The 25,915-nt window shown below is 55.1% G+C and carries 26 protein-coding genes and 1 pseudogene; 21 read left to right on the top strand and 6 right to left on the bottom strand.

The window, feature by feature from the left end; all coding sequences use genetic code 11:
* The first annotated feature begins 42 nt into the window (after positions 1 to 42).
* The 10 genes from cysD (at position 43) to AC3IUA_RS08720 (ending at position 9,854) form a co-directional block, all read left to right on the top strand.
* Positions 43 to 1,647: a sulfate adenylyltransferase subunit CysD gene (cysD, locus tag AC3IUA_RS08765; RefSeq protein ID WP_489362279.1), complete on the top strand. Its 1,605-nt coding sequence runs from the start codon at positions 43 to 45 to the stop codon at positions 1,645 to 1,647.
* Positions 1,647 to 3,560, top strand: coding sequence for a sulfate adenylyltransferase subunit CysN (cysN, locus tag AC3IUA_RS08760; RefSeq protein ID WP_489360066.1), 1,914 nt, complete (start codon positions 1,647 to 1,649; stop codon positions 3,558 to 3,560). Before cysD ends, cysN begins: the two co-directional genes overlap by 1 nt.
* Positions 3,561 to 3,680: 120 nt before the next feature.
* Positions 3,681 to 4,793, top strand: coding sequence for a DUF1214 domain-containing protein (locus tag AC3IUA_RS08755; RefSeq protein ID WP_489360065.1), 1,113 nt, complete (start codon positions 3,681 to 3,683; stop codon positions 4,791 to 4,793).
* Entirely contained in the window at positions 4,790 to 5,977 is a 1,188-nt protein-coding gene (locus AC3IUA_RS08750) for a sulfotransferase family protein (RefSeq protein ID WP_489360063.1), read from the top strand. The genes AC3IUA_RS08755 and AC3IUA_RS08750 overlap by 4 nt, the downstream gene beginning before the upstream one ends.
* Before the next feature lie 18 nt (positions 5,978 to 5,995).
* Positions 5,996 to 6,712 (top strand): EthD domain-containing protein, encoded by a 717-nt coding sequence (locus AC3IUA_RS08745; protein WP_489360062.1) that lies wholly within the window; start codon positions 5,996 to 5,998, stop codon positions 6,710 to 6,712.
* 21 nt (positions 6,713 to 6,733) lie between these two features.
* A complete protein-coding gene (locus AC3IUA_RS08740) occupies positions 6,734 to 7,189 on the top strand; it encodes a nuclear transport factor 2 family protein (protein ID WP_489360060.1) in 456 nt (151 codons plus the stop codon).
* Between the two features lie 20 nt (positions 7,190 to 7,209).
* Complete coding sequence (locus AC3IUA_RS08735; RefSeq protein WP_489360059.1) at positions 7,210 to 7,677, top strand: SRPBCC domain-containing protein; 468 nt, start codon at positions 7,210 to 7,212, stop codon at positions 7,675 to 7,677.
* Between the two features lie 40 nt (positions 7,678 to 7,717).
* Positions 7,718 to 8,509 carry an SDR family oxidoreductase gene (locus tag AC3IUA_RS08730; protein ID WP_489360057.1) on the top strand — a complete coding sequence of 264 codons (792 nt, stop codon included), beginning with the start codon at positions 7,718 to 7,720 and terminating at the stop codon, positions 8,507 to 8,509.
* 87 nt (positions 8,510 to 8,596) lie between these two features.
* Positions 8,597 to 9,052 (top strand): nuclear transport factor 2 family protein, encoded by a 456-nt coding sequence (locus AC3IUA_RS08725; protein ID WP_489360056.1) that lies wholly within the window; start codon positions 8,597 to 8,599, stop codon positions 9,050 to 9,052.
* A 358-nt stretch (positions 9,053 to 9,410) separates the two neighbouring features.
* The gene (locus AC3IUA_RS08720) at positions 9,411 to 9,854 is read left to right on the top strand and encodes a hypothetical protein (RefSeq protein ID WP_489360054.1); all 444 of its coding nucleotides are present in this window, start codon (positions 9,411 to 9,413) and stop codon (positions 9,852 to 9,854) included.
* 138 nt (positions 9,855 to 9,992) lie between these two features.
* Here AC3IUA_RS08720 and norW read toward each other — a convergent pair whose 3' ends face one another.
* Positions 9,993 to 11,126, bottom strand: a complete 1,134-nt coding sequence (norW, locus tag AC3IUA_RS08715; protein WP_489360053.1) for an NADH:flavorubredoxin reductase NorW — start codon at positions 11,124 to 11,126, stop codon at positions 9,993 to 9,995.
* Positions 11,123 to 12,565 (bottom strand): anaerobic nitric oxide reductase flavorubredoxin, encoded by a 1,443-nt coding sequence (gene norV, locus AC3IUA_RS08710; protein WP_489360052.1) that lies wholly within the window; start codon positions 12,563 to 12,565, stop codon positions 11,123 to 11,125. Before norV ends, norW begins: the two co-directional genes overlap by 4 nt.
* Positions 12,566 to 12,725: 160 nt before the next feature.
* Here norV and norR point away from each other — a divergent pair, with 160 nt between their 5' ends.
* The 5 genes and pseudogenes from norR (at position 12,726) to AC3IUA_RS08685 (ending at position 17,174) form a co-directional block, all read left to right on the top strand.
* Positions 12,726 to 14,249 carry a nitric oxide reductase transcriptional regulator NorR gene (gene norR / locus AC3IUA_RS08705; RefSeq protein ID WP_489360050.1) on the top strand — a complete coding sequence of 508 codons (1,524 nt, stop codon included), beginning with the start codon at positions 12,726 to 12,728 and terminating at the stop codon, positions 14,247 to 14,249.
* 355 nt (positions 14,250 to 14,604) lie between these two features.
* A complete protein-coding gene (locus tag AC3IUA_RS08700) occupies positions 14,605 to 14,913 on the top strand; it encodes a type II toxin-antitoxin system TacA family antitoxin (RefSeq protein WP_489360048.1) in 309 nt (102 codons plus the stop codon).
* Complete coding sequence (locus tag AC3IUA_RS08695) at positions 14,871 to 15,389, top strand: hypothetical protein (RefSeq protein WP_489360046.1); 519 nt, start codon at positions 14,871 to 14,873, stop codon at positions 15,387 to 15,389. Before AC3IUA_RS08700 ends, AC3IUA_RS08695 begins: the two co-directional genes overlap by 43 nt.
* Before the next feature lie 632 nt (positions 15,390 to 16,021).
* Positions 16,022 to 16,258 (top strand): annotated as a pseudogene (locus tag AC3IUA_RS08690) (conjugal transfer nickase/helicase domain-containing protein); the annotation flags it as partial.
* A gap of 157 nt (positions 16,259 to 16,415) precedes the next feature.
* Positions 16,416 to 17,174 carry a hypothetical protein gene (locus tag AC3IUA_RS08685; protein ID WP_489360044.1) on the top strand — a complete coding sequence of 253 codons (759 nt, stop codon included), beginning with the start codon at positions 16,416 to 16,418 and terminating at the stop codon, positions 17,172 to 17,174.
* 109 nt (positions 17,175 to 17,283) lie between these two features.
* Here AC3IUA_RS08685 and AC3IUA_RS08680 read toward each other — a convergent pair whose 3' ends face one another.
* From AC3IUA_RS08680 to dbpB (AC3IUA_RS08665), 4 genes are all read right to left on the bottom strand, one after another.
* Positions 17,284 to 17,751 (bottom strand): hypothetical protein, encoded by a 468-nt coding sequence (locus tag AC3IUA_RS08680; RefSeq protein WP_489360042.1) that lies wholly within the window; start codon positions 17,749 to 17,751, stop codon positions 17,284 to 17,286.
* A gap of 130 nt (positions 17,752 to 17,881) precedes the next feature.
* Positions 17,882 to 18,244: a 6-carboxytetrahydropterin synthase QueD gene (gene queD / locus AC3IUA_RS08675; protein ID WP_081235185.1), complete on the bottom strand. Its 363-nt coding sequence runs from the start codon at positions 18,242 to 18,244 to the stop codon at positions 17,882 to 17,884.
* 44 nt (positions 18,245 to 18,288) lie between these two features.
* A complete protein-coding gene (locus tag AC3IUA_RS08670) occupies positions 18,289 to 18,726 on the bottom strand; it encodes a hypothetical protein (RefSeq protein WP_489360040.1) in 438 nt (145 codons plus the stop codon).
* A gap of 33 nt (positions 18,727 to 18,759) precedes the next feature.
* Positions 18,760 to 19,815, bottom strand: a complete 1,056-nt coding sequence (dbpB, locus tag AC3IUA_RS08665; protein ID WP_489360039.1) for a DGQHR domain-containing protein DpdB — start codon at positions 19,813 to 19,815, stop codon at positions 18,760 to 18,762.
* A gap of 181 nt (positions 19,816 to 19,996) precedes the next feature.
* Between dbpB (AC3IUA_RS08665) and AC3IUA_RS08660 the strand changes: the two genes are divergently transcribed.
* The 6 genes from AC3IUA_RS08660 (at position 19,997) to queE (ending at position 25,825) form a co-directional block, all read left to right on the top strand.
* Positions 19,997 to 20,932, top strand: a complete 936-nt coding sequence (locus AC3IUA_RS08660; protein WP_029290756.1) for a hypothetical protein — start codon at positions 19,997 to 19,999, stop codon at positions 20,930 to 20,932.
* Positions 20,929 to 22,050 carry a DGQHR domain-containing protein DpdB gene (dbpB, locus tag AC3IUA_RS08655; protein WP_489360037.1) on the top strand — a complete coding sequence of 374 codons (1,122 nt, stop codon included), beginning with the start codon at positions 20,929 to 20,931 and terminating at the stop codon, positions 22,048 to 22,050. Before AC3IUA_RS08660 ends, dbpB (AC3IUA_RS08655) begins: the two co-directional genes overlap by 4 nt.
* Complete coding sequence (gene dpdA, locus AC3IUA_RS08650; RefSeq protein WP_102623977.1) at positions 22,047 to 23,345, top strand: tRNA-guanine transglycosylase DpdA; 1,299 nt, start codon at positions 22,047 to 22,049, stop codon at positions 23,343 to 23,345. The genes dbpB (AC3IUA_RS08655) and dpdA overlap by 4 nt, the downstream gene beginning before the upstream one ends.
* A complete protein-coding gene (gene dbpB, locus AC3IUA_RS08645; RefSeq protein ID WP_489360035.1) occupies positions 23,342 to 24,397 on the top strand; it encodes a DGQHR domain-containing protein DpdB in 1,056 nt (351 codons plus the stop codon). The genes dpdA and dbpB (AC3IUA_RS08645) overlap by 4 nt, the downstream gene beginning before the upstream one ends.
* 27 nt (positions 24,398 to 24,424) lie before the next feature.
* Positions 24,425 to 25,126 carry a 7-cyano-7-deazaguanine synthase QueC gene (queC, locus tag AC3IUA_RS08640; RefSeq protein WP_489360033.1) on the top strand — a complete coding sequence of 234 codons (702 nt, stop codon included), beginning with the start codon at positions 24,425 to 24,427 and terminating at the stop codon, positions 25,124 to 25,126.
* Positions 25,127 to 25,189: 63 nt separating this feature from the next.
* Entirely contained in the window at positions 25,190 to 25,825 is a 636-nt protein-coding gene (queE, locus tag AC3IUA_RS08635; RefSeq protein WP_489360032.1) for a 7-carboxy-7-deazaguanine synthase, read from the top strand.
* Positions 25,826 to 25,915 lie beyond the last annotated feature (90 nt).

Here is a 25,915-nt window from a genome sequence, read left to right as displayed (position 1 = left end):
GAACGGCACCAGTTACCGTTCCTGCTCTGGCAACTGGAAGCGATGCAGGCACTGGTCAAGCGCCTGCACGATATCGACTTGCCAGAACGCACCGCCGCGCATTATTTGCAACGCTGGCAGCTCAATGCCGAGCGCCCGGCCAAGCGTGTCGCGAATGCTTCGCTGGCGGTGCAGCGCTGGTACCGCAGCACCTACCGGGACATTCTCGAGCAGGCCCGTACGCAGAACGGCGAGATCCACTGGATCGATGACTACGGTGCCCGTAACGATCAGGGCAAGCTCAGTTACGGGGTACTGCGCGCGGTCAGCAATCGCGGCAAGGTGCTCTGGCTGCCTTATGAAGACGGGTTGCGCGCCCCCCACCTGGAAGCGTTCTTCGACCGCCTGTATCGCTCGGCCGAACGCAAAGTGTTTGCCTTGCTCTCGGGCATGCACTGGCAACGCGCCGCGACCTTCATCACCTGGGCGGGCGAACGCGCTGAGCGGCTGCATCTGTTTCATCTGCCCGAAGCCAGCGCAATGCTCAGCGGTGCCCGCGAACTGGCGACCCAGATCAGTCAGCAAGCCGCGCGCGTCATCCATGACGATGTGCCAGGCAACGCACCAGCCGCGGTCGCCACCACCCTGCCCCGCGACCCCATGCTGCAGATGTTGCGCCTGATGTTAAAACATCAAGTCGCGCATAAGTCCGAATCGCAGCAGTTGTACGTTGATAAACGACAACAACAAAAAGCGAGAGGAAAATCTATGACGCTTACCCACCTGCAACGACTGGAAGCCGAAAGCATCCAGGCAATGCGCGAGGTTGTCGCCGAATCCGACAACCCGGTCATGCTCTACTCCATCGGCAAGGACAGCGCGGTCATGCTGCACCTGGCGATGAAGGCCTTCTACCCGGCCAAGCCGCCCTTCCCTTTGCTGCATGTCGACACCACCTGGAAGTTCCAGGAGATGTATCGCTTCCGCGATCAGATGGTGGCCAAGCTGAACGTGGACCTGCTGACCCACACCAACCCCGAAGGCATTGAAATGGGCATCAGCCCGTTCAAGCACGGATCGCAGATCCACACCGACATCATGAAGACCGAGGGGCTGAAGCAGGCGCTGGATCATTACGGCTTCGACGCGGCCTTCGGCGGCGCACGTCGCGACGAGGAAAAATCGCGGGCCAAGGAACGGATTTTTTCCTTCCGCTCCGACCAGCACCGCTGGGACCCGAAGAACCAGCGTCCGGAGCTCTGGCACCTGTACAACACGCGTAAACACAAGGGCGAGTCGATCCGCGTATTCCCTCTGTCCAACTGGACCGAGCTGGACATCTGGCAATACATCTACCTGGAAAACATCCCGATCGTACCGCTGTACTTCGCCGCGCCGCGCCCGGTGGTCGAGCGTGACGGGATGCTGATCATGGTCGATGACGCACGCATGCCACTCAACCCGGGTGAAGTGCCGATGATTCGCAACGTGCGCTTCCGCACCTTGGGTTGCTACCCGCTCACCGGTGCCGTCGAGTCCGATGCCGACACCCTGCCCAAGATCATTCAGGAAATGCTGCTGACCCGCACGTCCGAGCGTCAGGGGCGAATGATCGACCACGACTCGTCCGCATCGATGGAGAAGAAAAAACAAGAGGGGTATTTCTAATGGCACACGTATCTGACCTGATTGCCGAGGATATCGGGCAATACCTCAAGGCCCACGAGCACAAGAGTCTGCTGCGCTTCATTACCTGCGGCAGCGTGGACGATGGCAAGAGCACCCTGATCGGACGCCTGCTCTACGATTCGAAAATGCTCTTCGAAGACCAGATGGAAGCGCTGGAGGCCGACTCGAAAAAAGACGGCACCCAGGGTGGCGATCTGGACTTCGCCCTGTTGGTGGATGGCTTGGCCGCCGAGCGCGAACAAGGCATCACCATCGATGTGGCCTACCGTTTTTTCTCCACTGACCTGCGCAAATTCATCGTTGCCGACACCCCCGGTCATGAGCAGTACACCCGTAACATGGTGACCGGCGCCTCCACGGCGGACGTGGCCGTGGTGATGATCGACGCCCGACGCGGCGTGCTGACCCAATCCAGGCGTCACAGCTATCTGGCCTCGCTGCTCGGCATTCGCAAGGTGGTATTGGCCGTCAACAAGATGGACCTGATGGACTACTCGGAGAAAGTCTTCAACGCCATCGTCGATGACTATCGCGCCTTCGCCAAGCAGATCAATCTGCAGGATTTCACCGCCATCCCGATGTCCGCGCTGCGAGGTGAAAACATTACTGAGCAGAGCGAGCACATGCCTTGGTACCGCGGTACCACGCTGATGGGCTACCTGGAAACTGTCGAGATCGACGAGGCGCACCAGCAGAAACTGTCGTTCCGCATGCCCGTGCAGTGGGTCAACCGCCCCAACCTGGATTTCCGTGGCTTCACTGGCACCATCGCCAGCGGCGTGATTCATCCCGGTGACCGCGTACGTGTGTTGCCGGCCGGGCAAGAGAGTCGAATCTCCCGCATCGTTACCCTCGATGGTGACCTGCAACAAGCCGTGGCTGGGCAGTCCATCACCCTGACCCTGACCGACGAAGTCGATTGCAGCCGTGGCGATGTACTGTCCACCGCAGAAGACCCGGCCAGCGTGGCCGACCAGTTCCAGGTCAGCCTGATCTGGATGCACGAACAGGCCATGCTCGCCGGTCGTCCTTACTTGATGAAGATTGGCGGCAAGACACTGTCGGTCACGTTGGCGGTGCCCAAGTACAAGATCAACGTCAACACCATGGAGCACTTGGCGGCCAAGGAACTGGCGTTGAACGAGATCGGCGTGTGCAACCTGTTCACCAGCCAGCCGATCGCTTTCGATCCCTACAAGAACAACCGGGAAACCGGCAGCTTCATCCTCATCGACCGTCTGACCAACGCCACCGTCGGCGCAGGCCTGATCGAGTTCTCCCTGCGCCGTTCGCAGAACATCCATATGCAGCACGTGGATGTGAACAAGAAGGCACGCGCCGAACAGATGGGCCAGCAGCCGGTGCTGCTGTGGTTCACCGGTTTGTCGGGCGCCGGCAAATCGGCCATCGCCAACCTGCTGGAAACCCGACTGTACGCCCGCGGCCGCCATACCTACTTGCTCGACGGCGACAACGTGCGTCACGGCTTGAACCGCGACCTGGGCTTCACTGATGCCGACCGGGTAGAGAACATCCGCCGGGTGGCCGAGGTGTCCAAGTTGTTCGTGGATGCCGGGATGATCGTGTTGACAGCCTTCATCTCGCCGTTCCGTTCCGAGCGCGAGATGGCGCGTGGGCTGCTGCAGGAAGGCGAGTTCATCGAGATCTTCGTCGACACGCCGCTGGCCGTGGCCGAAGAGCGCGACCCCAAGGGCCTGTACAAGAAAGTCCGCCGCGGCGAGTTGAAAAACTTCACCGGCATCGACTCGCCTTATGAGGTGCCGAGCAAGCCGGACATCCATATCCAGACCAGCAAGCTGACGCCGGAGGGAGCAGTGGATCGGATCATCGAGGTGCTGACCGAGCGCGGCTTCATCGGTAAGGAACTCTAGCCCCGGCGCCCGGTTCGCCGGGCATTTAACCGTGCCCCTGTTATGGGCCGATGAATCTGGTTCGAGCGCCTCTGCGGGGGCGCTCACGATCCGGGTTCGCCTAATCAAGAGAGTCTAACAATGACAATCAGCTCTATTGACGAACAACAGCTGTTGAGTGGCCAGACCTGGGCCACGTTTTGTGATCACCTCAAGCGCTGCGGCGAGCAGATTCTGCGCCCGGAAGCACCCGCCGATGCAGCCACCCGCGCCGAAGGCTTCCGCTACCTCACGCGCCTGCTGCGCATCGGCCTGGAGATGCACATCGAATTTGCCGACCCGGCCTTTCCCAGCTTCTTCAAGACCTCCCACGAGACCGCGAAGATCGGTGCCGACAACCCGGACAATCTCTACGAGTACTCGCGCCTGGACGGCACGCTGGAGTACCGCATCAAAGGCCAGCGCGGCAGTGTCCCCTACCTGAGCTTTGGTACCCAGAAAGGTGGTTATGAAACCGACGGCACCCTGATCCAGACCGGTTTCATCGATGCCAGCCAGTTACAGGTCGATGCCCGGGGCAACTTCGAAATCATCCTCAGCCGCGAGCCGCAACCGGGCAACTGGCTGAAAATGGAAGGCGCCACCAACGCCTTGATCGTACGCCAGACGTTTCTTGACCGTCGCAGCGAAGTGCCGGCCAAGCTGAGCATTGAGCGCATCGGCACCGACAGCAAGCCGCAGGCTCTTGATCCGGCGACTTTCCAGCAGGGCCTGGCGCGGGTATCGAGCTTCGTGGAGAACACCGCCAGGCTGTTCGCCGACTGGAGCCAAAGCTATCTGCCGCATAGCAATCAGCTGCCGCCGGCCAACCAGGCCCTCTGCCAGTCAGTGGGCGGCGACCCGAACATTTTCTACTACCACTCGCACTGGGCGCTGGCCGAGGACGAGGCGTTGGTCATCCACATCGATAAAGTGCCGGACTGCGACTTCTGGAACTTGCAGATCAACAACTACTGGATGGAATCGCTGGACTACCGCTACCACCAAATCTGCTTCAACAAGCACCAGGCCCGATACGACGACAACGGTGGCGTGACCCTGGTACTCAGCGAGCTGGACCCTGGGGTGAGCAACTGGCTGCAAACCGCCGGCGTACGCCAAGGCACTCTCTGCCTGCGCTGGGTCGGCGCCCAGGAGCAATGCCACCCCACCACTCGCGTTGTAAACGTGTCTACCGTCGCGGAGGCCGTATGAACGCAAACACCCGAATTGAAGATCTGACCGTCGAAAAACTGTTGGCCCGCGCCGTCGCGCGCACCAACGGCTTGAGCCATTTTGGCGATGACAACTATCGCGAGTCGTTACAGGCGCTACTGACTGCCTTGGCCGCCGAAGCCGAGCTGTCTCCGTCCGGCCTTTATTTGCTGGAGGAAAGGCTGGTGGGGCAACTGGTCAACCGCCTGGTCATGGAGGACTACCTGAGCCGTTATCCGGAAATAACCGAGATACCGATCGACGATCCGTTGGTCATCGTGGGGCTGCCGCGCACCGGCACCACCATGCTTCAGCGCACGCTGGCGGTTGACCCGCGCTTCTACTGCGCTGCCTGGTGGGAAACCCGCTTTCCGGCACCGCTGCCGGACGAAACCCTGGCCGTGCCGGCCAAGCGTATCGCCCAGGCCAAGGCCGAGGTCGATCTGATGGCCGAAGTCATTCCGCAGATCCTCGCGATCCACCCGCTGGACGCCATGCTCTGCGACGAAGAGTTCATGCTCATGGAGCACTCGTTCATGTGTGCCATGGACGCCTACGTCAATGTGCCCAGCTACACCCGCTGGCTGGATCAGCAAGACCAGCGGCCGGTCTACACCCAGTTGAAAAAAATGCTGCAGTTCCTGCAGTGGCAGAAAAAACAACGGGATGAACCGGCGGGCCAGCGCTGGCTGCTCAAAGCGCCCCAACACCTTCACACCCTGGATCTGCTGCTGGATGTCTTCCCGAAGGCGCAGGTGATTTTGACCCACCGCGAACCGGCCCAGACCATCCCGTCGATGGCCAGCATGGCCCACACCCTGTGGCAGATGTACAGCGACAACCCGGACCCGAAAGCCGCTGGCGAGCAGTGGAACAACCGAATGGCGCGTGGCATCCGTCACACCATGCAGGTTCGCCAACAGCACGCGGCCGGGCGCTTTCTCGATATCCACTTCGCCGACACCGTGACCCAGCCGCTGCAAGTGCTGGAAAGGGTTTACGCCTTTGCCAATCTGCCGTTTACCGACAAGGCCCGCGCCGACGCGCAGGTCTGGCTGTCGCAAAACAGCCGGGAAAAACGCGCCAGCCACGACTACAGCCTGGAGCGCTTCGGTCTGAACGAGGCGCAGATGATCCAGGACTACAGCGAATATCGCGCCCGTCATCTGAGCATCAATCACTGAACGCAGGTTGGAGCAATCATGGAAAAAATCATGTTGACCTTGTGGAAGCCGACACAACCCGGCGCCGAGCAATGGCGTGCGGACTTGCTCGGCCTACGGGACGAACTGGCTGGCGCCGGTGCAAAAAACATCCGCGTCATGGTGGTCGATGAGGCGGTGGCCGCCGCGTCCGCACAGCGCATCACCAATAGCGCCGTGCCCTTGGACGGGCTGCTCTCGTTGTGGCTGGACAGTGCCTCGCAATGGCCCGCCATCAAGGCGCTCGTGGCGCCGTTGACCAGCCGCCTGGAGGCTTATCTGGTGGTGGAATCCGAACCCTACCCCGAGGAGCGCCAGGCCCGCGCAGCGCAATACCGGGTGCCGGTCGGCCAGCGCACACCCGGCATGAATCAGGTGGCACTGCTGCACAAGCCCCACCGGTTGAGCTACGAGCAATGGCACGACGCCTGGCGCAACGGGCACGGGCCTAATGCCTATCCACTGCAATCGATCTTCGGCTACCGGCAGAACACTGTGGTACGGGCGCTTTCCTTCGGTGCGCCGGTGCTGCACGCCATCGTCGAAGAAAACTTCCCACCCGAGGCCATCGGCAATCCGCAAGGTTTCTTCGCCGCCCTGGGTGACCCGGACAAATGCGCGCAGCGCCAGCAGGCCATGTACGAATCGACCAGCAAGTTTATCGACTTCGAGCAGATCGACTGCATCCAAACCAGCGAATACCAGCTCAGTGCCTGAGTGGCCCCAAGGAGGCTTCATATGTTGGACCTGGAAGCAATCGAGCTGATCAAACAGCTCAAGGCGCGCTATTTCCGCGCCATCGACACCTGCAACATCGAGATGCTCCAGGGCATGCTCACCGAAGACGTCGCCCTGGCGTTCAAGAGCCCTGCCTACGAGTTCCACGTCAACGGCCTGGGCGATGCGCTGGACTTCTACCGCACCTCGTTCACCAAGACCCGCCTGGCCACCCACAACGGTCACACCCCGGAAATTGAAGTCGATGGCGACCAGGCCACGGCCCTCTGGTACCTGAGCTACGTGTTCATCAACCTCGAGGAAAACACCCACATGCATGGCAGCGCGATCTATCAGGATCGCTATATCAAGCGCGGCGGGCACTGGATGATCGCCGAGACGGGCTACGAAACCCTGCTCGAGACCGTCCAGCCATTGAGTGAACAACTGCAGATCACCTCCAGGCCCATCAACTGAATGCACAACAGGAGACAGTCATGGCCAGAGCCGAAAACATAGTGACCTCCCACACGGTGGAAATTAATGCCCCCGCCCGGGTTGTCTGGGAAGTGCTCATTGATCTGGACAATTACCACCAGTGGAACAGCTTCTGTCCGAGCATTCAGTGCGGCCTGCAGATCGGCGACGAGGTGCATATGCAGGTACTGACCCCCGATACCGGCGAGACCGTTCCGGTCTTCGAATACCTCGTGGCCTGCGACCCCGAGCAACTGTTGTCCTGGGAGCAGCGCCCCGTCCCGGAAAACATGGACGCCGCCCGCCGCGATCAGTACATCAAGGCCATCGATGCCAACCGCTGCAGCTATTTCACCACTGATATTTTCCTGGGCCTGAACCAGGACACGATCATGCGTGAACACGGTGCCTGGGTAAAAATCGGCTTCGACCAGATGGCCCTGGATCTGAAACGCCGCGCCGAAGAACTGCACGCCAGCGGCGTCTGAGCGGCCCATTCCCCACCCTAAAAACAAGAAGGTAATTGCCATGTTGCTAAAAGATAAAGTTGTGATCATTTCCGGTATCGGTCCTGGCCTGGGCATCAAGCTGGCCGTGCGTGCCGCGGAGTACCAGGCGAAGGCCGTGGTGTTGGCCACCCGCACCACCGCCAAGCTGGACCAGGCTGAAAAGGCCATCCGCGACGCCGGCTACAGCACCCCGGTCCTGAAAGTCCCCACCGACATTGCCCAAGCCGAACAGTGCCAGACGCTCGCCGACCTGACGATCGAGCACTTCGGCCGGATCGACGTATTGATCAACTCCGCCTACGCCCATGGCGCCTGGGGCAGTTCCTCCGAGTCGTCAATGGACGACTGGCGCAAGGCGATGGACGTCAACCTGTTCGGCACCATGCACATGACCCAGGCCGTGCTGCCGCAGATGAAGAAACAGAAGTCGGGCAGCATCGTCATGATCAACACCATGGCCACCCGCACCCCCAACCAGCTGGAATCCGGCTATGCCGTCTCCAAAGGCGCGTTGAAAACCGCCGTGCAGTACCTGGCCCAGGATCTCGGCCCGTTCGGCATCCGCGTCAACTCCACCTTCATGGGCTGGATGTGGGGCGCGCCGGTGATCGGCTACTTCGAGAGCGAAGCCAAGCGCCTGGGCGTCACGATGGAGTCGCTGGTCGACCAGATCGCCCAACAGATTCCGCTACGCAAAATCCCTGAAGACGGCGACTGCGCCATGGCCGCCCTGTATCTGGCCAGCGATTACGCCAAGGCCATTACCGGCGCGCAACTGGACGTCAACGGCGGCCACTTTCTGCCCTGCTAAACACTTCAAGGCGACAGAGATGTCGCCTCTTTCCATCGCTCACACGATGCCAGTCCGGCCATCGCCCTTCCCCTGGAGATTTCTATCATGCTGGATCTCGTTGCCATCGAGCAGATCAAACAGCTCAAGGCCCGCTATTTTCGTGGTATCGATACCTGCAACCTCGAACTACTGCGCAGCATCCTCGCGCCCGAAGTGAAGATCAGCTTTGACAGCCCGACCTACCAGCTAGAACTCAACGGACTGGAGGAGGCCATCGAGTTCTACCGCACCAGCTTCACCAACCGCCGTTTCGGCATGCACAACGGCCACACCCCGGAAATTGTGGTCAACGGTGATGAAGCCACTGGCCTCTGGTACCTCAACGACCTGTTCATCAACCTTGATGCGCAGACCCTGCTGAACGGCAGCGCGATCTACGAGGATCGCTACGTCAAGGTGCAGGGCGAGTGGCGCATCCTCCAGACCGGTTACAAGCGGCTGCTGGAGATGATCGGCCCGCTGGATGCCCAGTGGAGGATCACTTCTCAGCCGATCAACTGACTGGCCGTTTGCTGCACAAAGCAAAAAGCAGCTGCAAGGCGTCCGCGTACCGGATCTGAGCCGCGTATTGGTGCGGCCCGCATTGCATGCAGTCTCCCGATGGCCGCACCCACCAACTTGAGTGCGGTTAATCGCGTTTGCTGCACCGCAGTCTATATCTGATCAGCGGTTGCGAGAGTTAAACCAGTACGCAGACTGACATGCTTATTTGAAATCAGCCTCCACTTTGTCGGCCCGTCCACCCGTCGAGAACAAGTTCTGCCGACGACCATCCATCAGCTGGATCCCGCGCCCGGAGCAGGCCACTAGACTTCACAGGGGGGATGAAATCAACGCACCTCAAATCAGGAGATCTGTGATGAACAGAACATCTTGGCTGGCGTTGGTAGTGGCCGCAGGGGCAATTTCAGGTTGCGCGAGCAAATCCGAGATTGTCGATGTCCCCCTGGATGCTACCCCGCACAACGCAGAGCATATCGCTCGAGCCACCCTCAGCCCGGTGGGCAACCAAACCAGCATCTGGCTCACCGTCGGTGGTGTCCCCCACGACATGGCCGTATCTAGCCGCCTGGACACCGCTATCTACGCTGGCTCGTGCCAGCAGCTAGGCGCACAACCGGCGTACAAGACCCGTCAGGCCAACAGCGTCGACTATCCATCGCTGGCCCCGCGAACCCAGCATTGGGCCCAGGCACCGGTGGCGCTGAGCGAACTGACCAAGGGTGACTATGCCTTGCTCGTTCGCACCAGCCCGGCAGACGGCAGCCGACCTCTTTTCTGTGGCAACATCAGCGCTGGCTAGGGGCGCATCAAGCAAGCTGCTCGATACCGTGGCCTGCGCAACTTCCGCCAGGCCACGGTGACGCCGCGTCGAAACTGAATCCAGGCAGAACAACACCCAGCCCGATTGGGCGATCCGGTTGAGCTCTGCCTGTTTGATTTACAACGCGAGTTGACGCAGCAATGTAAAGGCCTGCTTCATTTGGTCTTCACTGACGACGAACGCCCGTAGCTGCCCTGCCATGTCCAGACCTCTGGCTAGCAGCCCCTGTGACTCAAGGCTGATCTGCCATTGCAAGTCCTTACGGCTGGTTTCTCCGGCCAGGTGCAGCGGCATTTCCGGAGTCTTGACCTTCACCAGCATCGCCGGGAACTTTACTTCCTCATTGCCACCCAGCACATTACGCGCCAGGGTCATGGCGCTTAACTGAATGGGTTGCAGAAACGGCTGTAGCTTGCCCTGGATTTGCGCGCAATCGCCAACGGCAAATATGTGTGGGTCAGAGGTGCACATGCGTTCATCAACTTCAATGCCATGATCCACCCGTAAGCCAGCCTGCGCCGCTAACGTCATATCAGGTTTCAACCCAATTGAGGCAATGATCACATCGGTGGCGATGTGCCGGCCATTGGACAAAGTCGCCAACAGGCTATCGTTGCTCTTTTCAATGGATACCAAAGCCTGGTTAAACACCATTTCCACACCCATCTGGCATAACCGGTGCTGCAGGCGGCTACTCACCTCAACAGGAAGCAACGATGCCAGCAGGCTGCAGGACTTATCCATCAGTACCACCTGCTTTCCGGCACGATTGACATCCATGGCCAGTTCACTGCCAATCAAGCCGGCCCCCAGGATCAGTACGCGCTGTGCAGCTTTCAGTGCATGTTGTGCATCACGGTATTCCTGCTGACTGTTCAGAGTCACCATCCACTCCCGCCCGGGAATCGGTGGAACTATGGCTTTCGCACCCGTGGCAAGAATCAGTTTGTCGTAACTGAATACCTCATTGCCGGCGCTAATGCGCTTGTTTTCGCGATCAATTGCAGTTAGCTGGCAGCACGAATTCAGGGTCAACCGATACATCTCGGCAAACTCTGCCGCAGACTGGCGAGTCATATCGTCCGCTGTCTGATTGAGACTGATGACGTGACTCAGGTCGGGCTTGTTGTACTCATCGCAACTGTCTGCAGCGATCAATCGAATGGGCACCGCTCCATCGAGCTTGCGCAAGTTCTTGACCACCTGGCGAGCCGCGAAGCCGGAGCCCACAATGACGATATCCTTGTTCATTTCGCCTCCGAAACCAGCTCATCGAATACCGATTTTCCCAGTGAACATTCGGGGCACAGGAAGCTATCAGGCACATCACACCAGGCCGTACCGGCCTGCACCTCCTGCATGGGCTCCCCTATCGCAGGGTCGTAAATCCATTGGCAGACACTGCACTGCATACGCGGGCCGCTGTCCGCGATTGTCACTGTCCGGGAAGTTGCAGCTGCTGCAGGTCGTGCGGGTTGTACGTCCGTCAATGGATGCAGCGCCCATTGGCGAGCGATTTCGCGACCATGAGCTCGGCAAACCTCCAGCGAGTCACTATCTGGCCGCCACTTGGCTTTGAGCGCCAACGTGGTTTCAAAACCAGCGTCCATCAAGCGCGTCTGGATACGGTCTACCGCCCCACCATTCCAGCCGAAACTACCAAACGCCGAAGCCTTTTTGTTGCGAAAACGCAGACCGGTTATTTCCTCCAGCATGGCGGCGACTTTCGGCATCATTACGTTGTTCATGGTGGACGAGCCCACCAGAACACCTTTTGAGCGGAACACGTTGGTCAGAATCTCATTCTTGTCGTGGCGCGCGACGTTATAAATCTTCACCGCCACACCCGGATCAACTTCGTGAATGCCTTGTGCGATGGCATTGGCCATCATGCGGGTGTTGTTGGACATGGTGTCGTAGAACAGTGTGATGCGGTCCTCCTGATAGTCCGCCGCCCATTCTAGATAGCGGTGCACAATCTGCGTCGGATTATCACGCCACACCACACCATGAGCGGTGGCAATCATATCTACCGGCAGATTGAAACCGAGGATCTCGGTAATCTTCGGAATGACCAGGCGACTGAATGGAGTGAGGATATTGGCATAGTAGCGTTGGCACTGTTCGAACAGTTCGTTTTGATCCACTTCATCATTAAACAGGTGTTCGTCGCAGTAATGTTGGCCAAAGGCGTCATTACTGAACAGTACGGCATCGCCGGTCATATACGTCATCATGCTGTCCGGCCAATGGAGCATCGGAGTTTCCACGAAAACCAGCTGTTTGCCATTGCCGATATCCAGGGTGTCGCCGGTATGTACTACGTGGAAATCCCACTCTGGATGATGGTGATGACCATTGATCGAGTCCACGCCATTGGCGGTGCAATAGATCGGCGTATTCGGGATCAGCGACATCAACTCTGTCAGCGCCCCTGCATGGTCCTCTTCCGCATGATTGATGACGATATAGTCCAGCGTGTTCAGGTCGATTTCCGCAGCCAGGTTCTGTATGAACTCACGGCTGAATTTGTGATCAACCGTATCAATCAGCACAGTCTTTTCTTCACGGATCAGGTAGCTGTTGTAACTGGTACCTTTGAGGGTTTTGTATTCTGTGCCATGAAAGTCACGCACCTCCCAATCGCGCTGACCGACCCAATGAATGTTGCTCTTGACGTGAATTGACATGTCCCTACCTCGGTATCGAAATGATGTTCTATACCGGATATAGCAAGCCCCGTGCCAAATCATAAGCTATTGATTTTAAAGAATTAAAAAAACAACCATTGTCAATATGACCATATCGAATTACTGTCTGTATGACTAATTCATTGTCAAAGTGACTAATATGAGTCTCTCCGTTGAATCCTTGGCACGCATCGCTATCCAGTTGCAAAGCGGCATTTCCCATCAGGACCGCTTTCAACGTCTGATCAATACCTTGCGCCAGCTGTTGGGTTGCGACGCCTCTGCCTTGTTGCGTTATGAACAGCAACAGTTCCGTCCGCTGGCAATTGATGGCCTGGCACCGGATGTTCTGGGGCGACGCTTCAGCCTTGATGCACATCCGCGACTGGAGGCCATCGCCCGCGCCGGTGACGTGGTGCGCTTTCCGGCAGAGAGTCATTTGCCTGATCCATATGACGGACTGATACCGAACCGGCAGGAACTCAAAGTGCACGCCTGCATCGGATTGCCGTTGTTCGCGGACCAGACACTGATTGGTGCGCTGACAATTGATGGCATGGACCCGGCACAGTTTGATCACTTCAGCGATGAAGAGCTGCGACTGGTGGGAGCCCTCGCCTCCGCTGCCCTGAACAACGCACTGCTGGTGGAGCAACTGGAAAGTCAGGCGATTACTCCTCTCTCCATCAGTAATGTCCCGGCGGGCAAGCCCGGCACCGAAATGGTCGGGCTCAGCGAGGTCATGCAACAGTTGAAAAGAGAGATCGAAATAGTGGCAGGTACCGACCTGAACGTCTTGATCACTGGAGAAACCGGGGTCGGCAAGGAACTGGTCGCCAAGGCCATACATGAAGGTTCATCACGCGCCAGTCATTCCATGGTCTATCTAAACTGCGCTGCGCTGCCGGAATCAGTGGCTGAGAGTGAGTTGTTCGGCCATGTCAAAGGTGCCTTTACCGGCGCTATCCATCATCGCACCGGCAAGTTCGAAATGGCCGATAACGGCACACTGTTCCTCGACGAAATCGGTGAACTGTCGCTGAGCCTGCAAGCAAAACTGTTGCGGGTATTGCAATACGGCGACCTGCAACGGGTCGGTGACGATAACGTCTTGCGGGTCAACGTACGGGTGCTTGCCGCGACCAATCGTGATCTGAAGCAGGAGGTGTTGGACAATCGGTTCCGTGCAGACCTGTTCCACCGTTTAAGCGTATTCCCGGTGCATGTACCAGCACTGCGTGAGCGTGGGCAGGACATCACATTGCTAGCAGGTTTTTTCTGCGAGCAGAGCCGGGTACGCATGGGATTGCAATGGGTGGCTCTGGCTGCCAACTGTCTGTCATTGCTCAAGCAGTACACGTGGCCAGGAAACGTTCGCGAACTGGAGCATGCTATTTATCGAGCGACAATCCTTGCTCGTGCAACCCAGCAAAGTGAAGAGCTGCTGCTTGATGCACAGCATTTCAATCAAGTACCAGAGCAGATGGATACACGGCCTGTTGCTCTGGATGCCGCTTCCCCCTGCATTGACCAAGGTCTACGGGATGCGACGGATAACTTCCAGCGTCAACTGATTGAGAACACGCTGAAAAATTGCGCAGAGAACTGGTCTGCCTGTGCGCGAATACTGGATATGGACGTGGCCAACCTGCACCGACTGGCGAAGCGGCTGGGATTGAAATAACACTCACGGCGACCGGGGCCCGTTGCCGTCCTACTAATATTGTTGCCCTTTGGGTGTTACTTATAAAAAAAACAATTTTCACCTACGCCGATAAAAACCCTCACTATTGCTCTCCAATACCGTCTAGCAGATTTTGTGTAGCTGAATGCGTTACGTGTAGACAAATGCTACACAGAAATCCTATGATTCTTCTATGGGGTGAGCCAATGCACCCCAGTCATTTAATGGCTTGAGCGGCACTGCCGCATTATTGAGGGAGCTACCAGATGAACATCCAAACCTGCGTAACCATCGAGAAATGAGTTCAAGGAGGTAACCCCCCTTTCTGAAAGTGAGCAATAACAGGACCAAAATCATGACCACCACTCTTTTGTCTGTGAAGACCGCAGCGACAGAAAAAACCAAAGCCGTTCCCATCAATATGCGGGTCGACTTTAGAAAGCGAGACTTGATCGACGTGGCCGTAGCCATTTCTGGAAGCGATCGGACCAGCTTTATCCTGGACGCTGCATGTAAAAAAGCAGAGGAAGTCATCCTGGATCAGCGCCTTTTCAGCCTTGCAGACAATGAGTTTGACGCGTTCGAACAAGCCTTACAGTCGAATCCCGTAAGGAATAACGAATGTCTACGCCAACTGCTCGAAAGACCGCCTCGGTGGAGCTAAGCGCCCCGGAAAAACTGACTGTAAGCCACGATCTGAGCGCTTTTGATTGTGGTGAGGAATCCATCAACGACTACCTGAAAAAAAGGGCCCTTAAAGCCCAGAACGCCAAGCACGCCACTGTGTTTGTCACCTGCATTAAGGGCACCGGAACCGTCGCCGGCTATTACACATTGTCGAACGGCGTGGTAATTCGCGCAGACGTGATGCCCAAGCGGGCGCAACGCAACTCTCCGGACCAGCATCCGGTAACCATCTTGGGTCGCATGGGGGTATGTAAGTCAGCCCAGGGCACGGGACTGTCTCTCGATCTACTCAAGGACGCCATTATTCGTGCAATTGCCGCGTCCAGCGACGTCGCGTCAACGGCTCTCGTGGTTCATCCGCTCACCGATCGTCTGGTGGGGTATTACGAAAAGGTGGGCTTCATTCGTTGTCCGCAACTGTCCCCAATTACGATGATGCTTCCTTTCTCTTGATTGGAGCTGAGATAGCACTCTGGCCGCATTCCACTACGGCCGGTGAAACCGTCGCTCCCCCAGCCGAGCGGCTTTTCCTGACTATTTCGCTATTAAGCCCTAGACGCCTGGTAATGTCGGCCAGAAGCATGTCGTAAGCGAGTTGAGCTGTTTGAGCCTTATATCGTTCCCACATTCAAACTCGCGTTCGCGTTTGAGGCCAAGGTTCCGCCAAACGGGGTCGACGAAGACCTGATCGAGCCCAAGCTTCGAGCTAACACCCTCGCTCAAAGCGCGAACGTGCTGGACCGCATCGGTCAGCTCCACAAGGCAATAGCCGACTATGAGCGCGCCATCGGACTCATTGAAACGGCCGAGAAATCTCAAGCAGCGGCGGAGGATTTGGAGTCTGCGAAGCTGAACCTGGGTGTGACGATGACCCAACTGGGCGACACCAACCGCGCAATCCCCTCCTGGAGGCGGTGGTGGCCGCGCGCGCCGCAGGCTCGCTCCGAAAGGACGCGCTGATTACCCCCTGCCAGGAACGAACCCACTGAAACTTGCAACGAAGCCTGCAGGTCCGTTCGGCTTCGCTCGTCAAACGTCTCGAACACGAACACGCCGTAGAAGTCCCCACCGCTGTATATCTCAGTGTCTCACAGGGTGCCAATCAAAAGATTGAAGAATGGCACTGGGTGCAGAAGCAGTTCGAGAAACTGAAAGTCCACAGGAAGCGTGAAAATTGCTTGAACATCTGGACGTGCCAAATCGAAGGTCCTCGGAAGAGAGCGATACTCAAAGGCTATTTACTTGAAGAATCAAAACTGCTGTTCGAATCGATACCATCCGATAATCCCTTTCTTAAAATCGAAAAACTTCCAATGGCATAGCGCCAAATAATCCAGACGCATAGTTAGGTGGGGCACCGCGACGTACCTGGGCACGGACAGGGCCGTCACATACATCGTCTTACTAAGCTCATTGTTGGCGAAGGGCAGTGGCAGCTACATTGACAGCGTTATGTCTTTTAGCCACTAATACAAATACATGAAAATCATCAATGGCCACCGGCTCTACGATCAAGAAGATCACAAGGGAACCCACATGACATCGCTTACCAAGGTAAAGGCCCCCAAGGGTTCACTTAAGACCCTACTGGAGCAATGGACGGCGATGGTGGAGCGTTACGCGGCGATCCATAAGTATGTCGATAACTGCTGGTGGTACAACGAGCGTGCCACTCTTAGCTCGCTGGCCGGCGCCGCCTGGTCCATGGAAAACTGGGTGGCCTTGGAGGAGTTCTCCACGGGCAAGCGCCACAAAGTTAAAGCAGATGGCGTGGAATCGGGCGACCTGCGCCCGGGACGATGTGATCTCTATGTCACCAATCGCAAGGTTTGCTTCGGTTTCGAGGCCAAGCAAGCTTGGCAACGGGTCGGGCCACGCTCTAACCCGACACGCAATGTGCACAAGGGCTTGCAGGCTGCCTGGGAGGACAGCGGGCTTCTGGCTAACGACACAGACCACCGTTTCGCCGCCACCTTCATCGTGCCTTCGTTGCCACTAAACGCCGTCACCGGCGAATTAGGGAATGTGGACCCGGAACAAGTCATGGCGCTGCTAAATACCTGGCTAGAGGGGCAGCGGGGATTTGTACGCCCCGGAGGCAAAGAAACCAGTTATGCCTACACCTTTCCACACCTCGGTCATGAAGGCTTCATTTCCGGTCCCAGGTATTACCCCGGTGTGGTGTTGGTGCTCGAAGAGAGGTTCAGGGCGGCTAAGTTGTTGGATGGGGAGAACTGAGTTTCGGTGCAATGCAACGTTGCCGGATTAGCACCTTTGGCACGGGATCGCCTGACACCATGACCTGCCTTGCTCACTCGATACATACGCCTTGATCAGCGCCCAAACATTACTCCACCTCAGTATCTAATTGCATCGACACGACTAACGCTCGACGATAATGTAAAGGCGACGCATGAAAATCAACGACCAGCACGTGTGGTGCAACGGACACCAATGTCTTTATCCGTTCCACAGGAACTGAGACGTAGACCGAGAGCAATCGACCATTTGCGCTCATCGAGCCAATACTTGGAGTAACAGATTCTTTGGCGATGAAGGCAACCCCTTCCACCAATTGAATCTCTATCTCCGGATACTTAAATTCCTCTGGATAAACCACAGTACCTTTGAAAGTGAGGACAGCGAATTCTTGGATAGCGTCCTCCCCAGACGATACTTCGCGTCGGGTAGCCATTCGAAATGACCATGAAAAGTCCCAAGAAGTAATCTTCGCCTGGTACCATTTAAGAGAATATGGTGAAAGAGTCTGAGCACGTCTAGCACTTTTACCTCGACCGTTGTTAGGCTTGACCATATCCACCTCCCTACAGGGCCGAGTGCCGAGCTAGAAAAGAAAATTACCACCAAACACGACAATGAAAGCCTAGACCTATCCAGTGAACTACACACTGCGCATAGTTCTACTTTTCTTCACACGAGAGTGGTTATACCTCCGGCCCTCTATAAATACATCCACTTGTACATGTCTCGTGAATACGTACTGCGGATAGCTCTGGAAGCAATGGCTTTAGCTCCTGCCAAACCCAAACGGCTAAAACCTCGCTCGTCGGATTTTCCAGTCCGGGAATTTCATTAAGATAATTGTGATCTAAGCGTTCATACAGAGGCGCGAAAATTTCCTTTATCTCGGAAAAATCCCTGACCCAACCCGACGTTCTATCAACAGGGCCATCAATATAAATTGCAATACGAAAGGAATGACCATGCAGACGCCCACATTTGTGCCCTTCTGGAACATTGGGCAGTCGATGAGCGGCCTCAAAAACGAATTCTTTAAAAATCTCCACTGATTCCTCCCGTATCTCACGCGACAAAAAACAAAACAGCTAGACTAAACCTTCCAAGACTCAAGATCGACGCATAACGTTTCAAACAAAAACTCTACAACTTTGGCTCGCCCCTCACCCAGCGCTGATGCAATGGTGATCACGGAAACCAAAATGGAGTTAACAGTGTGCAAATCGGTTACATCACTCAGACAATTCAATATTTCTTCGAGTTTCCCCAACATAGCAGCCTGGGAAAATTTTAATGCCTGCACGACATGGGTAGATGGCGTCAGGTATAGGATGTTCGCACGCGTCCGCAAACCGTACGCTTCAGTCAGCATGCCATACCCTTCCGAAGGGAAAGCTTCGTCCTGCCCTGCAAGCCTCCTCAATGCTTCCTGAAAAGCCATGGATAGGTGAAGAATGACTTCTGAGAACTCTTTGACACTGGCATCACTGGCCAGGGCTGGAGACAGATCCGAGGAAATCAAAGTAGTCATAATACCTCCTAAATAATTAGTAACGAGCACCAGTTAGCTAGGTACGAGTTCCGAACTTCGAACCACCCTGGTCAGATGATCGGTCAAAAGATGAATATCCCCATGTAAATTCTGAACTCCATTCCATGGCCGGTTTCCTGTTTTAAACGACCACTCTCCCGAACCGAGCGTCCAAGCTGTATATCCTTTCAGCTTTCTAAGGCCTAACTTGAATACTGGGGCCAATGGCGCTCCGGTAGCACACAACTGCTCCATGACGAACCCCATGGAAATAATCCCCGCGCTATGGACGAGACGAGAGCTTTTAGGTGTATGACCATGCCAAGCATTTCCAAACACCTCCTGGACCGCCTGGAAAAACTCACTGATGGCCAAGAAACACCGATCCTCACCTCCCGACAACTCAATCACCTCCCGACAGTAACCGTCAGATAGGGAATTCATTACCAGTTTCTGGAGCGACGTATCACCGATGACCCCTGAGGGGTTGGTATGCTGCTTAATCTGTCCTTGCAAAGATGATCGATCGTCATAATTCAGCATTTCCACGATGCGGGCTGCGCGGGCGCGGGAAGTCATTCTGAATGGAAGGCCGCTGACAGACGGGAGCAGTTCATATACCAGCGACTTCGGTAATGGACTGGTGTTGTTGACGAGAATGAATTGCCGGCGAAGCTCTTCCTGATTTTCACACACAAGAGCAGACACCAGTAGCTGGAACGAACTCCCCTCGAGCCCAGCTAACGCAGATAGACGCTGCTGACCATCCACAACGAACCCAGGAGGGCCGGATGAAATATCCACCTCAATTTCTGCATAGGCTCCATTTCCTTCCACCACCCGGACTCCACTGGTAAACGCTAACACCACAGCATTGGGCATTACCGCATCGGGACGGGAGAGGTAGTCGCGGATCTCTCGTATGTGCTTGGACACCTGTGGCCGCTGAAAGCCATGAAGGGCGCCACGATCATCACGCTTGACTCGGTCGATGCTAGCGATCGCCAAAATCTGCTCAACGGTAGCCGCAAACGATACCACTTGGTGGGTTGGGCTCTGTAACGCCTTGATTGCGCTGAACTTAAGCAATGAGTCTCTTCCTTCATCGAACGCCCCCCCAGAAAGAGGGGTAGCAGCAGTATTGAGGCTCTTATACCAACCCTTCCGCATAAAAACTAGCCTAAGCGCATTGGCCCATACAGTTATTAAATGGTAAATTGTCAGCCTCAGATAAATGCAACACCCGTCAAAACAGGCCTACAGTTTTCCCATGAGAACCGTCATCATCACCAACTGCACCAATCGAAAACGTCTCGACGGCCTGCCGCCGGTGGTGCTGAACGACGAGTGTTATTCATCGATTGCAGCCATGGCAAAGGCGTGGAAGGGGCAAATAGACGAACGTCCCACCACTCTGATGGCATCTTCACTTTACGTGGGCAGAAGCGTTTCTGACGCGAGGCGCGTAGCAACGAAGTTGGACGCGAAGCTAATGTTTGCGTCGACCGGCTTAGGGTTGATTGAAGGCGATCAGAGATGTCCACCGTACAACCTGACGGTGGCTCAGGATCCGAATTCTATCATCCCACGTCTCGAAAAATTGGGTGTGCGCGCATCAGATTGGTGGGAAGCCGTGAATGTCACCCAATCAAAGGGAAGCGCCCTAGCGGACCTCGTCAGCCAACCCGACATCGACTTGGTGCTCATTGCCCTCTCTTCAAACTATGTCCAGTTGATAGGCGAAGACCTTGGAAAAATCAGGGACACGCAGATCGACAAGCTCAGAATATTCACTTCGCGCCCAGGCATCGAGATGCTTCCCAGCCATTTACGACGCATCGCGATGCCCTACGACGAACGCCTTGAAACCTCAACACTACCCGGCACTCGCAACGATTTCCCCCAGAGAGCCCTGCGTCATTTCATTGAGATTCTTGAACTGTCGAGTGCTCCTGCTGAGATCGCTCGAAAGAGCGTCAGCGCGGCGATGGATCTTTTATCCCTAGCAAAAACGACCATCCGGCGGCGCGCATCGGACAGTGAAATTGCCTACATGCTTGAGTGTGTGTGGGCTGACTACCAAGGCAGTTCCACCCGATTGTTACGCTACTTAAGGGACGACGCCCTGGTGTCGTGCGAGCAATCGCGCTTTCGGAGGATCTGGCAGGACATCAAAGGTCAAGACAGCATAGAGAGCAAAGCATGACGAGCGAAGATGCGATTGTGGTGCGTGCACTACGCACCACGCAAGGCGACAACCTTGATGTGTATGCATTATTCATCAGGGGATCTGACCTGGTCCGAATTGCTGACATCAGCCGCCTGTCGCGTGAAGACAGCAGTCCCCTCAAGGGCTTTCAGCGCCCCGAGATTAAGAGTCATGTCAAAGGGATCACCGAGTACCTCAATCAGGGAAATGTACTTTTTCCCAATGCAATTATCTTAGCGCTGTCTCCTGACCTGCGTTTTGTTGCAGCGCGCGGGAGCAAGCCGACAGGCGACGCGGGGCTTTCGCAAGCGGGTACGCTGACGATCCCTATCAAGGAGGAAGGAATGAGATCTGCCTGGATCGTAGACGGGCAACAACGCTCATTGGCGTTGGCGAAAGCGGCCAATTCGGATCTTCCTGTGCCAGTGATCGGTTTTGTATCCGACAGCCTGACCACCCAGCGCGAGCAATTTATTTTGGTCAACAAGGCCAAACCCTTGCCCACTCGACTGATCAACGAACTACTGCCGGAGACAGGCAGCATCCTTTTGCCCCGCGAACTGAGTGCTCGCAAGGCACCAGCTGAGTTGTGCGGGCTTCTTAGCCGCGATCCCAACTCCCCTTTCCACAAACTCATAAAGCGGTCGTCCGAGCAAAATAGCAAAGCAGTGATCACTGACACCGCTGTAATAACGATGATCCGCAATAGCATCAGTAATCCGTTGGGGGCGTTGGCTCCCTATACCTCCAGCACCGACGGTGCGGCGAACGTTGAGTCCATGTACAACCTACTGACGACCTTCTGGCGGGCAGTGCGTGATACGTTTCCAGAGGCGTGGGCACTTGAATCCAAGAGCAGTCGACTCATGCACTCAGCGGGGATCATCGCCATGGGCGTGCTTATGGATCGGATCTACGCCAAAATCGGTGGTCAGCGCGAAACCTACGAAGCCGTGCTACAAGAACTGGCCAGAGTAGCCCCTTACTGCGCATGGACAACAGGTCAGTGGCCGATGATTAATGTCCAGTGGAATGAAATCCAAAGCACCCCTCAAGATATCAAGGCGCTGCAAGAAACCTTGATCCGCCTCTATATGACCAGCGCTCACCAATGAAATTTTTATACGCCGACACCCAAGACTACGTAGACCCGGACTACGATTTCATCAACGATCGAAATGCGCCGGGCCGGAAGAGATACTGGGATGACCAGTATGCGCACGAAATGATGACCCCCGTCCCTTATGATGGGCTCTTGGTCTCGATGAGCGCAGTGCGACCTGCAAATGGCGTCGCTAATTCAAAGGTTCGGTACTCGACTTCCGAGCAGCAGCGCTTCCTCAGAGAAGGCGCGCGCAAATTTCTACGACTCGATGGCATCCAGTTCAAAGATACGATGGTCCTAGGTGACTGCGGGGCTTTCGCCTATGTAGAGCACCCTACCCCTGCGTATAGCCCAAGCGAAGTAGTAGAGTTCTACTCAGACGCGGGATTCACCCACGGTTGCTCGCCGGACCACATCATATTCAACTGCGACTCCAGCAATCCTCCAGCATTGAGCCAGTCGGAAGATGTGCTGTTTCGGTACGAAATCACGCTCAAAAATGCGCAAGAGTTTCTGCGTTTAGTGAAGGAGGCGGAATGGCCTTTCGAACCTCTTGGAGCGGTACAGGGTTGGTCTCCTCAAAGCATGGCGAACGCTGCAAAACAACTCGAAGACATGGGTTATCGCTACTTGGCGATCGGAGGTCTAGTACCTTTGAAAGTCGATCAAATCCATGAGGTTCTGAAAGAGCTTCGAGCGGTCCTTAAGCCCGAGACAAATATTCATCTGCTGGGGTTTGCTAAAGCCGAGAACATCCATGAATTCACCGGATATGGCATTACCAGCTTTGACTCAACCTCCCCCCTTATACGCGCATTTAAAGATGCAAAGTGTAATTACTACATGGGCAACAATACAAGCAAACTGGACTACTACACAGCTATCCGCATTCCTCAGGCGATTGAAAATCCACGCCTGATGCAAGGAATAAAAAAAGGCACTCTGAGCGCAGAAGAGTTACAAATCAAAGAAAAAGCGGCGTTGCTAGCGATCCGCGACTACGATAAAAACCTGCTCGACTTTGATTCAACTTTAGCCGTGCTAGTAGACTATCTCCGACTGACTCTTTCCGGATCGATATCATCATCAATAGAAATGGAAAAAGAAATCGCCAAGCATGTCCGACTAATCTCACCCACGCTGAGAGATAAACCGTGGCAAAAATGCCAATGTTCGATTTGTCAGTCAGCGGGCATTGAAACTATTATCTTTCGAGCCAGCAATCGAAACAAAAGACGCGGATTTCACAACTTAGGCGTGTACCACCGCCACCTTCAGAAAACTCTGGAACTTTCGAAACAATGATCTATCGATTTAAGGGTGTGCGCGCCCAACAGGCCTCCGGGCATGATGTATTTTCGTTTGCGGCCACTCCAAATGAAATTTTAGACTTTTCTGAAATTGAGAGAGTCGGCCGCGATGAAGAAGGCCACCTCAAAGGCTTTCAGCGCCATCAAGTCGCGTCGCACATCAGAGATATTCGTGACTATCTTCAGCGCGACGATGCATTGCTTCCTAACGCAATTATCTTGGCCTTTCTGGATGGGGTAACGATTAAAGACCTCGGCGAAGGGATTGTAGAAATCATTATTGATGCTACCGAATCCAAGCCAGGCTTTGTGGTCGATGGACAACAACGACTCAGCGCCCTTGCGACGATGGAAAAACCTGGATTCCAGGTATTTGTATCTGCATTGATTTGTAAAGACTACAACGAACTGCGACAACAGTTTGTGCTCGTCAACAATACGCGACCGCTGCCAAAATCGCTGATCTATGAACTTTTACCGACTGTTGATGGCCTGCCAGAACGGTTCACAAGTCGTAAATTTGCTGCTCGCATTATTGATTTGTTGAATTTTCTGCCTAACTCCTCTCTATTTGGCGAGATCAAACAACATACGAATCCTAGCGGAGTACTAAGCGACATGGCGATGCAGAAGTTCGTAATGAACTCTGCGAATGATGGCGCGATTCGTAGCTTCATGAAGTTTGATGACTTTGAGGGGCGCAGCATCGAACTTATCAATAACTTCTTCCATGCAGTGCGTGTAGTTTTCAAATCGGAATGGGAAGGACTAGCGCCCAGGAATTCACGTTTGAAACACGGGGCGGGCCTGGTGTCTTTGAGCTTCGTTATGGAGTTGCTCTACTCCGATCAAGGCACAACCAGCAAGGAAGGCTTTATCAAAGGTCTAAAACTTTTGAAACCTCATACAGCATGGACAAGTGGTGATTGGCACATTTCTGAAACCGACCGCCGCCCCTGGAATGGTATCCAGAACACGCCCACTGATATCGGATTGCTCACTAAATATCTGACCGAAAAACTCAAGCAAGAACTGAAACGGCGCTAAATCAGACCCAGTTCCGAGGAGAGCAGTATGCACACCAAAGCCTTAGTTCTTTTTTCAGGCGGACAAGATTCAACCACCTGCCTTGCCTGGGCGCTGGAACGTTACGAGCACGTCGAGACCATTGGCTTTGATTATGGCCAGAGGCATCGAATCGAACTCGAATGTCGGCTGAATATCTTGCAGGAGGTACGTAACAGATTTCCAAACTGGGCCAAGCGACTCGGTGAGGATCACGTGCTTGACCTCAAATTACTCGGCCAGATCAGCGATACGGCGATGACCGCTGAGAAAACCATAGAGTTTGAAAAGAATGGACTTCCCAATACGTTTGTACCCGGTAGGAATCTGCTGTTTTTGACGTTTGCAGCCACGATTGCCTACCGACGGGGCCTCACTGTGTTGGTTGGGGGAATGTGCGAAACCGACTACTCAGGCTACCCAGACTGCCGGGACAACACCCTTAAAGCCACCCAGGTGGCCTTGAGCCTCGGGATGGACGCCCCAGTGGTCATAGAAACGCCCTTAATGTGGCTCAATAAAGCTCAGACCTGGCGTTTGGCCGAAGATTTAGGTAATCGAGATTTTGTCAGCCTGATTCAAGAAGAGTCCCACACCTGCTACCTCGGGACTCGACAGCAGAAACATGAATGGGGTTACGGGTGTGGAACGTGCCCAGCTTGCGAACTACGCAAAACTGGGTATGAGCAGTACATTCAAGAACGAGATTGACGATGGTTCAGCGGTGGCGGATCAAAGCACTCGCCACCCATTTGAATCAGGTGAGTAAACAAAATGACTTACAGCATTAAAGAAATGTTTTACACCCTTCAGGGGGAAGGTAACCAAGCGGGTCGACCCGCGGTATTCTGCCGATTTTCTGGATGTAACCTATGGTCAGGACGGGCGCAGGATAGGGCTAACGCGATCTGTACATTCTGTGACACGGACTTCGTCGGAACAGATGGTCAAGGTGGGGATAAATTCAAAAATGCGGAAGCTCTTGCCCATGCCATTGATTCGTTTTGGCCAATATCCCACCAGAATCATAAGTATGTGGTATTGACCGGCGGAGAACCTTTACTTCAAGTTGACAACGCGTTGGTACTCGCCCTGCATAACCTAAACTTTACCATTGCCGTAGAGACCAATGGTACGATCGAACCGCCTTTTGGAATCGACTGGATTTGTGTCAGTCCAAAATCAGGCGCTCAACTAAAAATCACTCACGGCAATGAACTTAAGCTTGTATACCCACAGGCTGAAGCACCTCCAGAAAAATTTGAGAAACTCCTTTTTGAGCACCACTATTTACAACCCATGGATGGTCCAAACATTCAAAAAAACATAGAATGGACGATAGAGTACTGTAAATCTCATCCCAAATGGAAATTAGGACTACAACAACATAAAATATTAATGATCCCGTAACGAAACCATCAATGATACTTCATCGCTAAACCCCAAAAGACGTCCTGGACACCTATCGGGGGCTCGCCAAATAATTGCCCGCAAAATATA

The sequence above is a fragment of the Pseudomonas sp. KH_050 genome (assembly GCF_057838875.1).
This window is presented reverse-complemented; position numbering and strand designations above follow the sequence as displayed.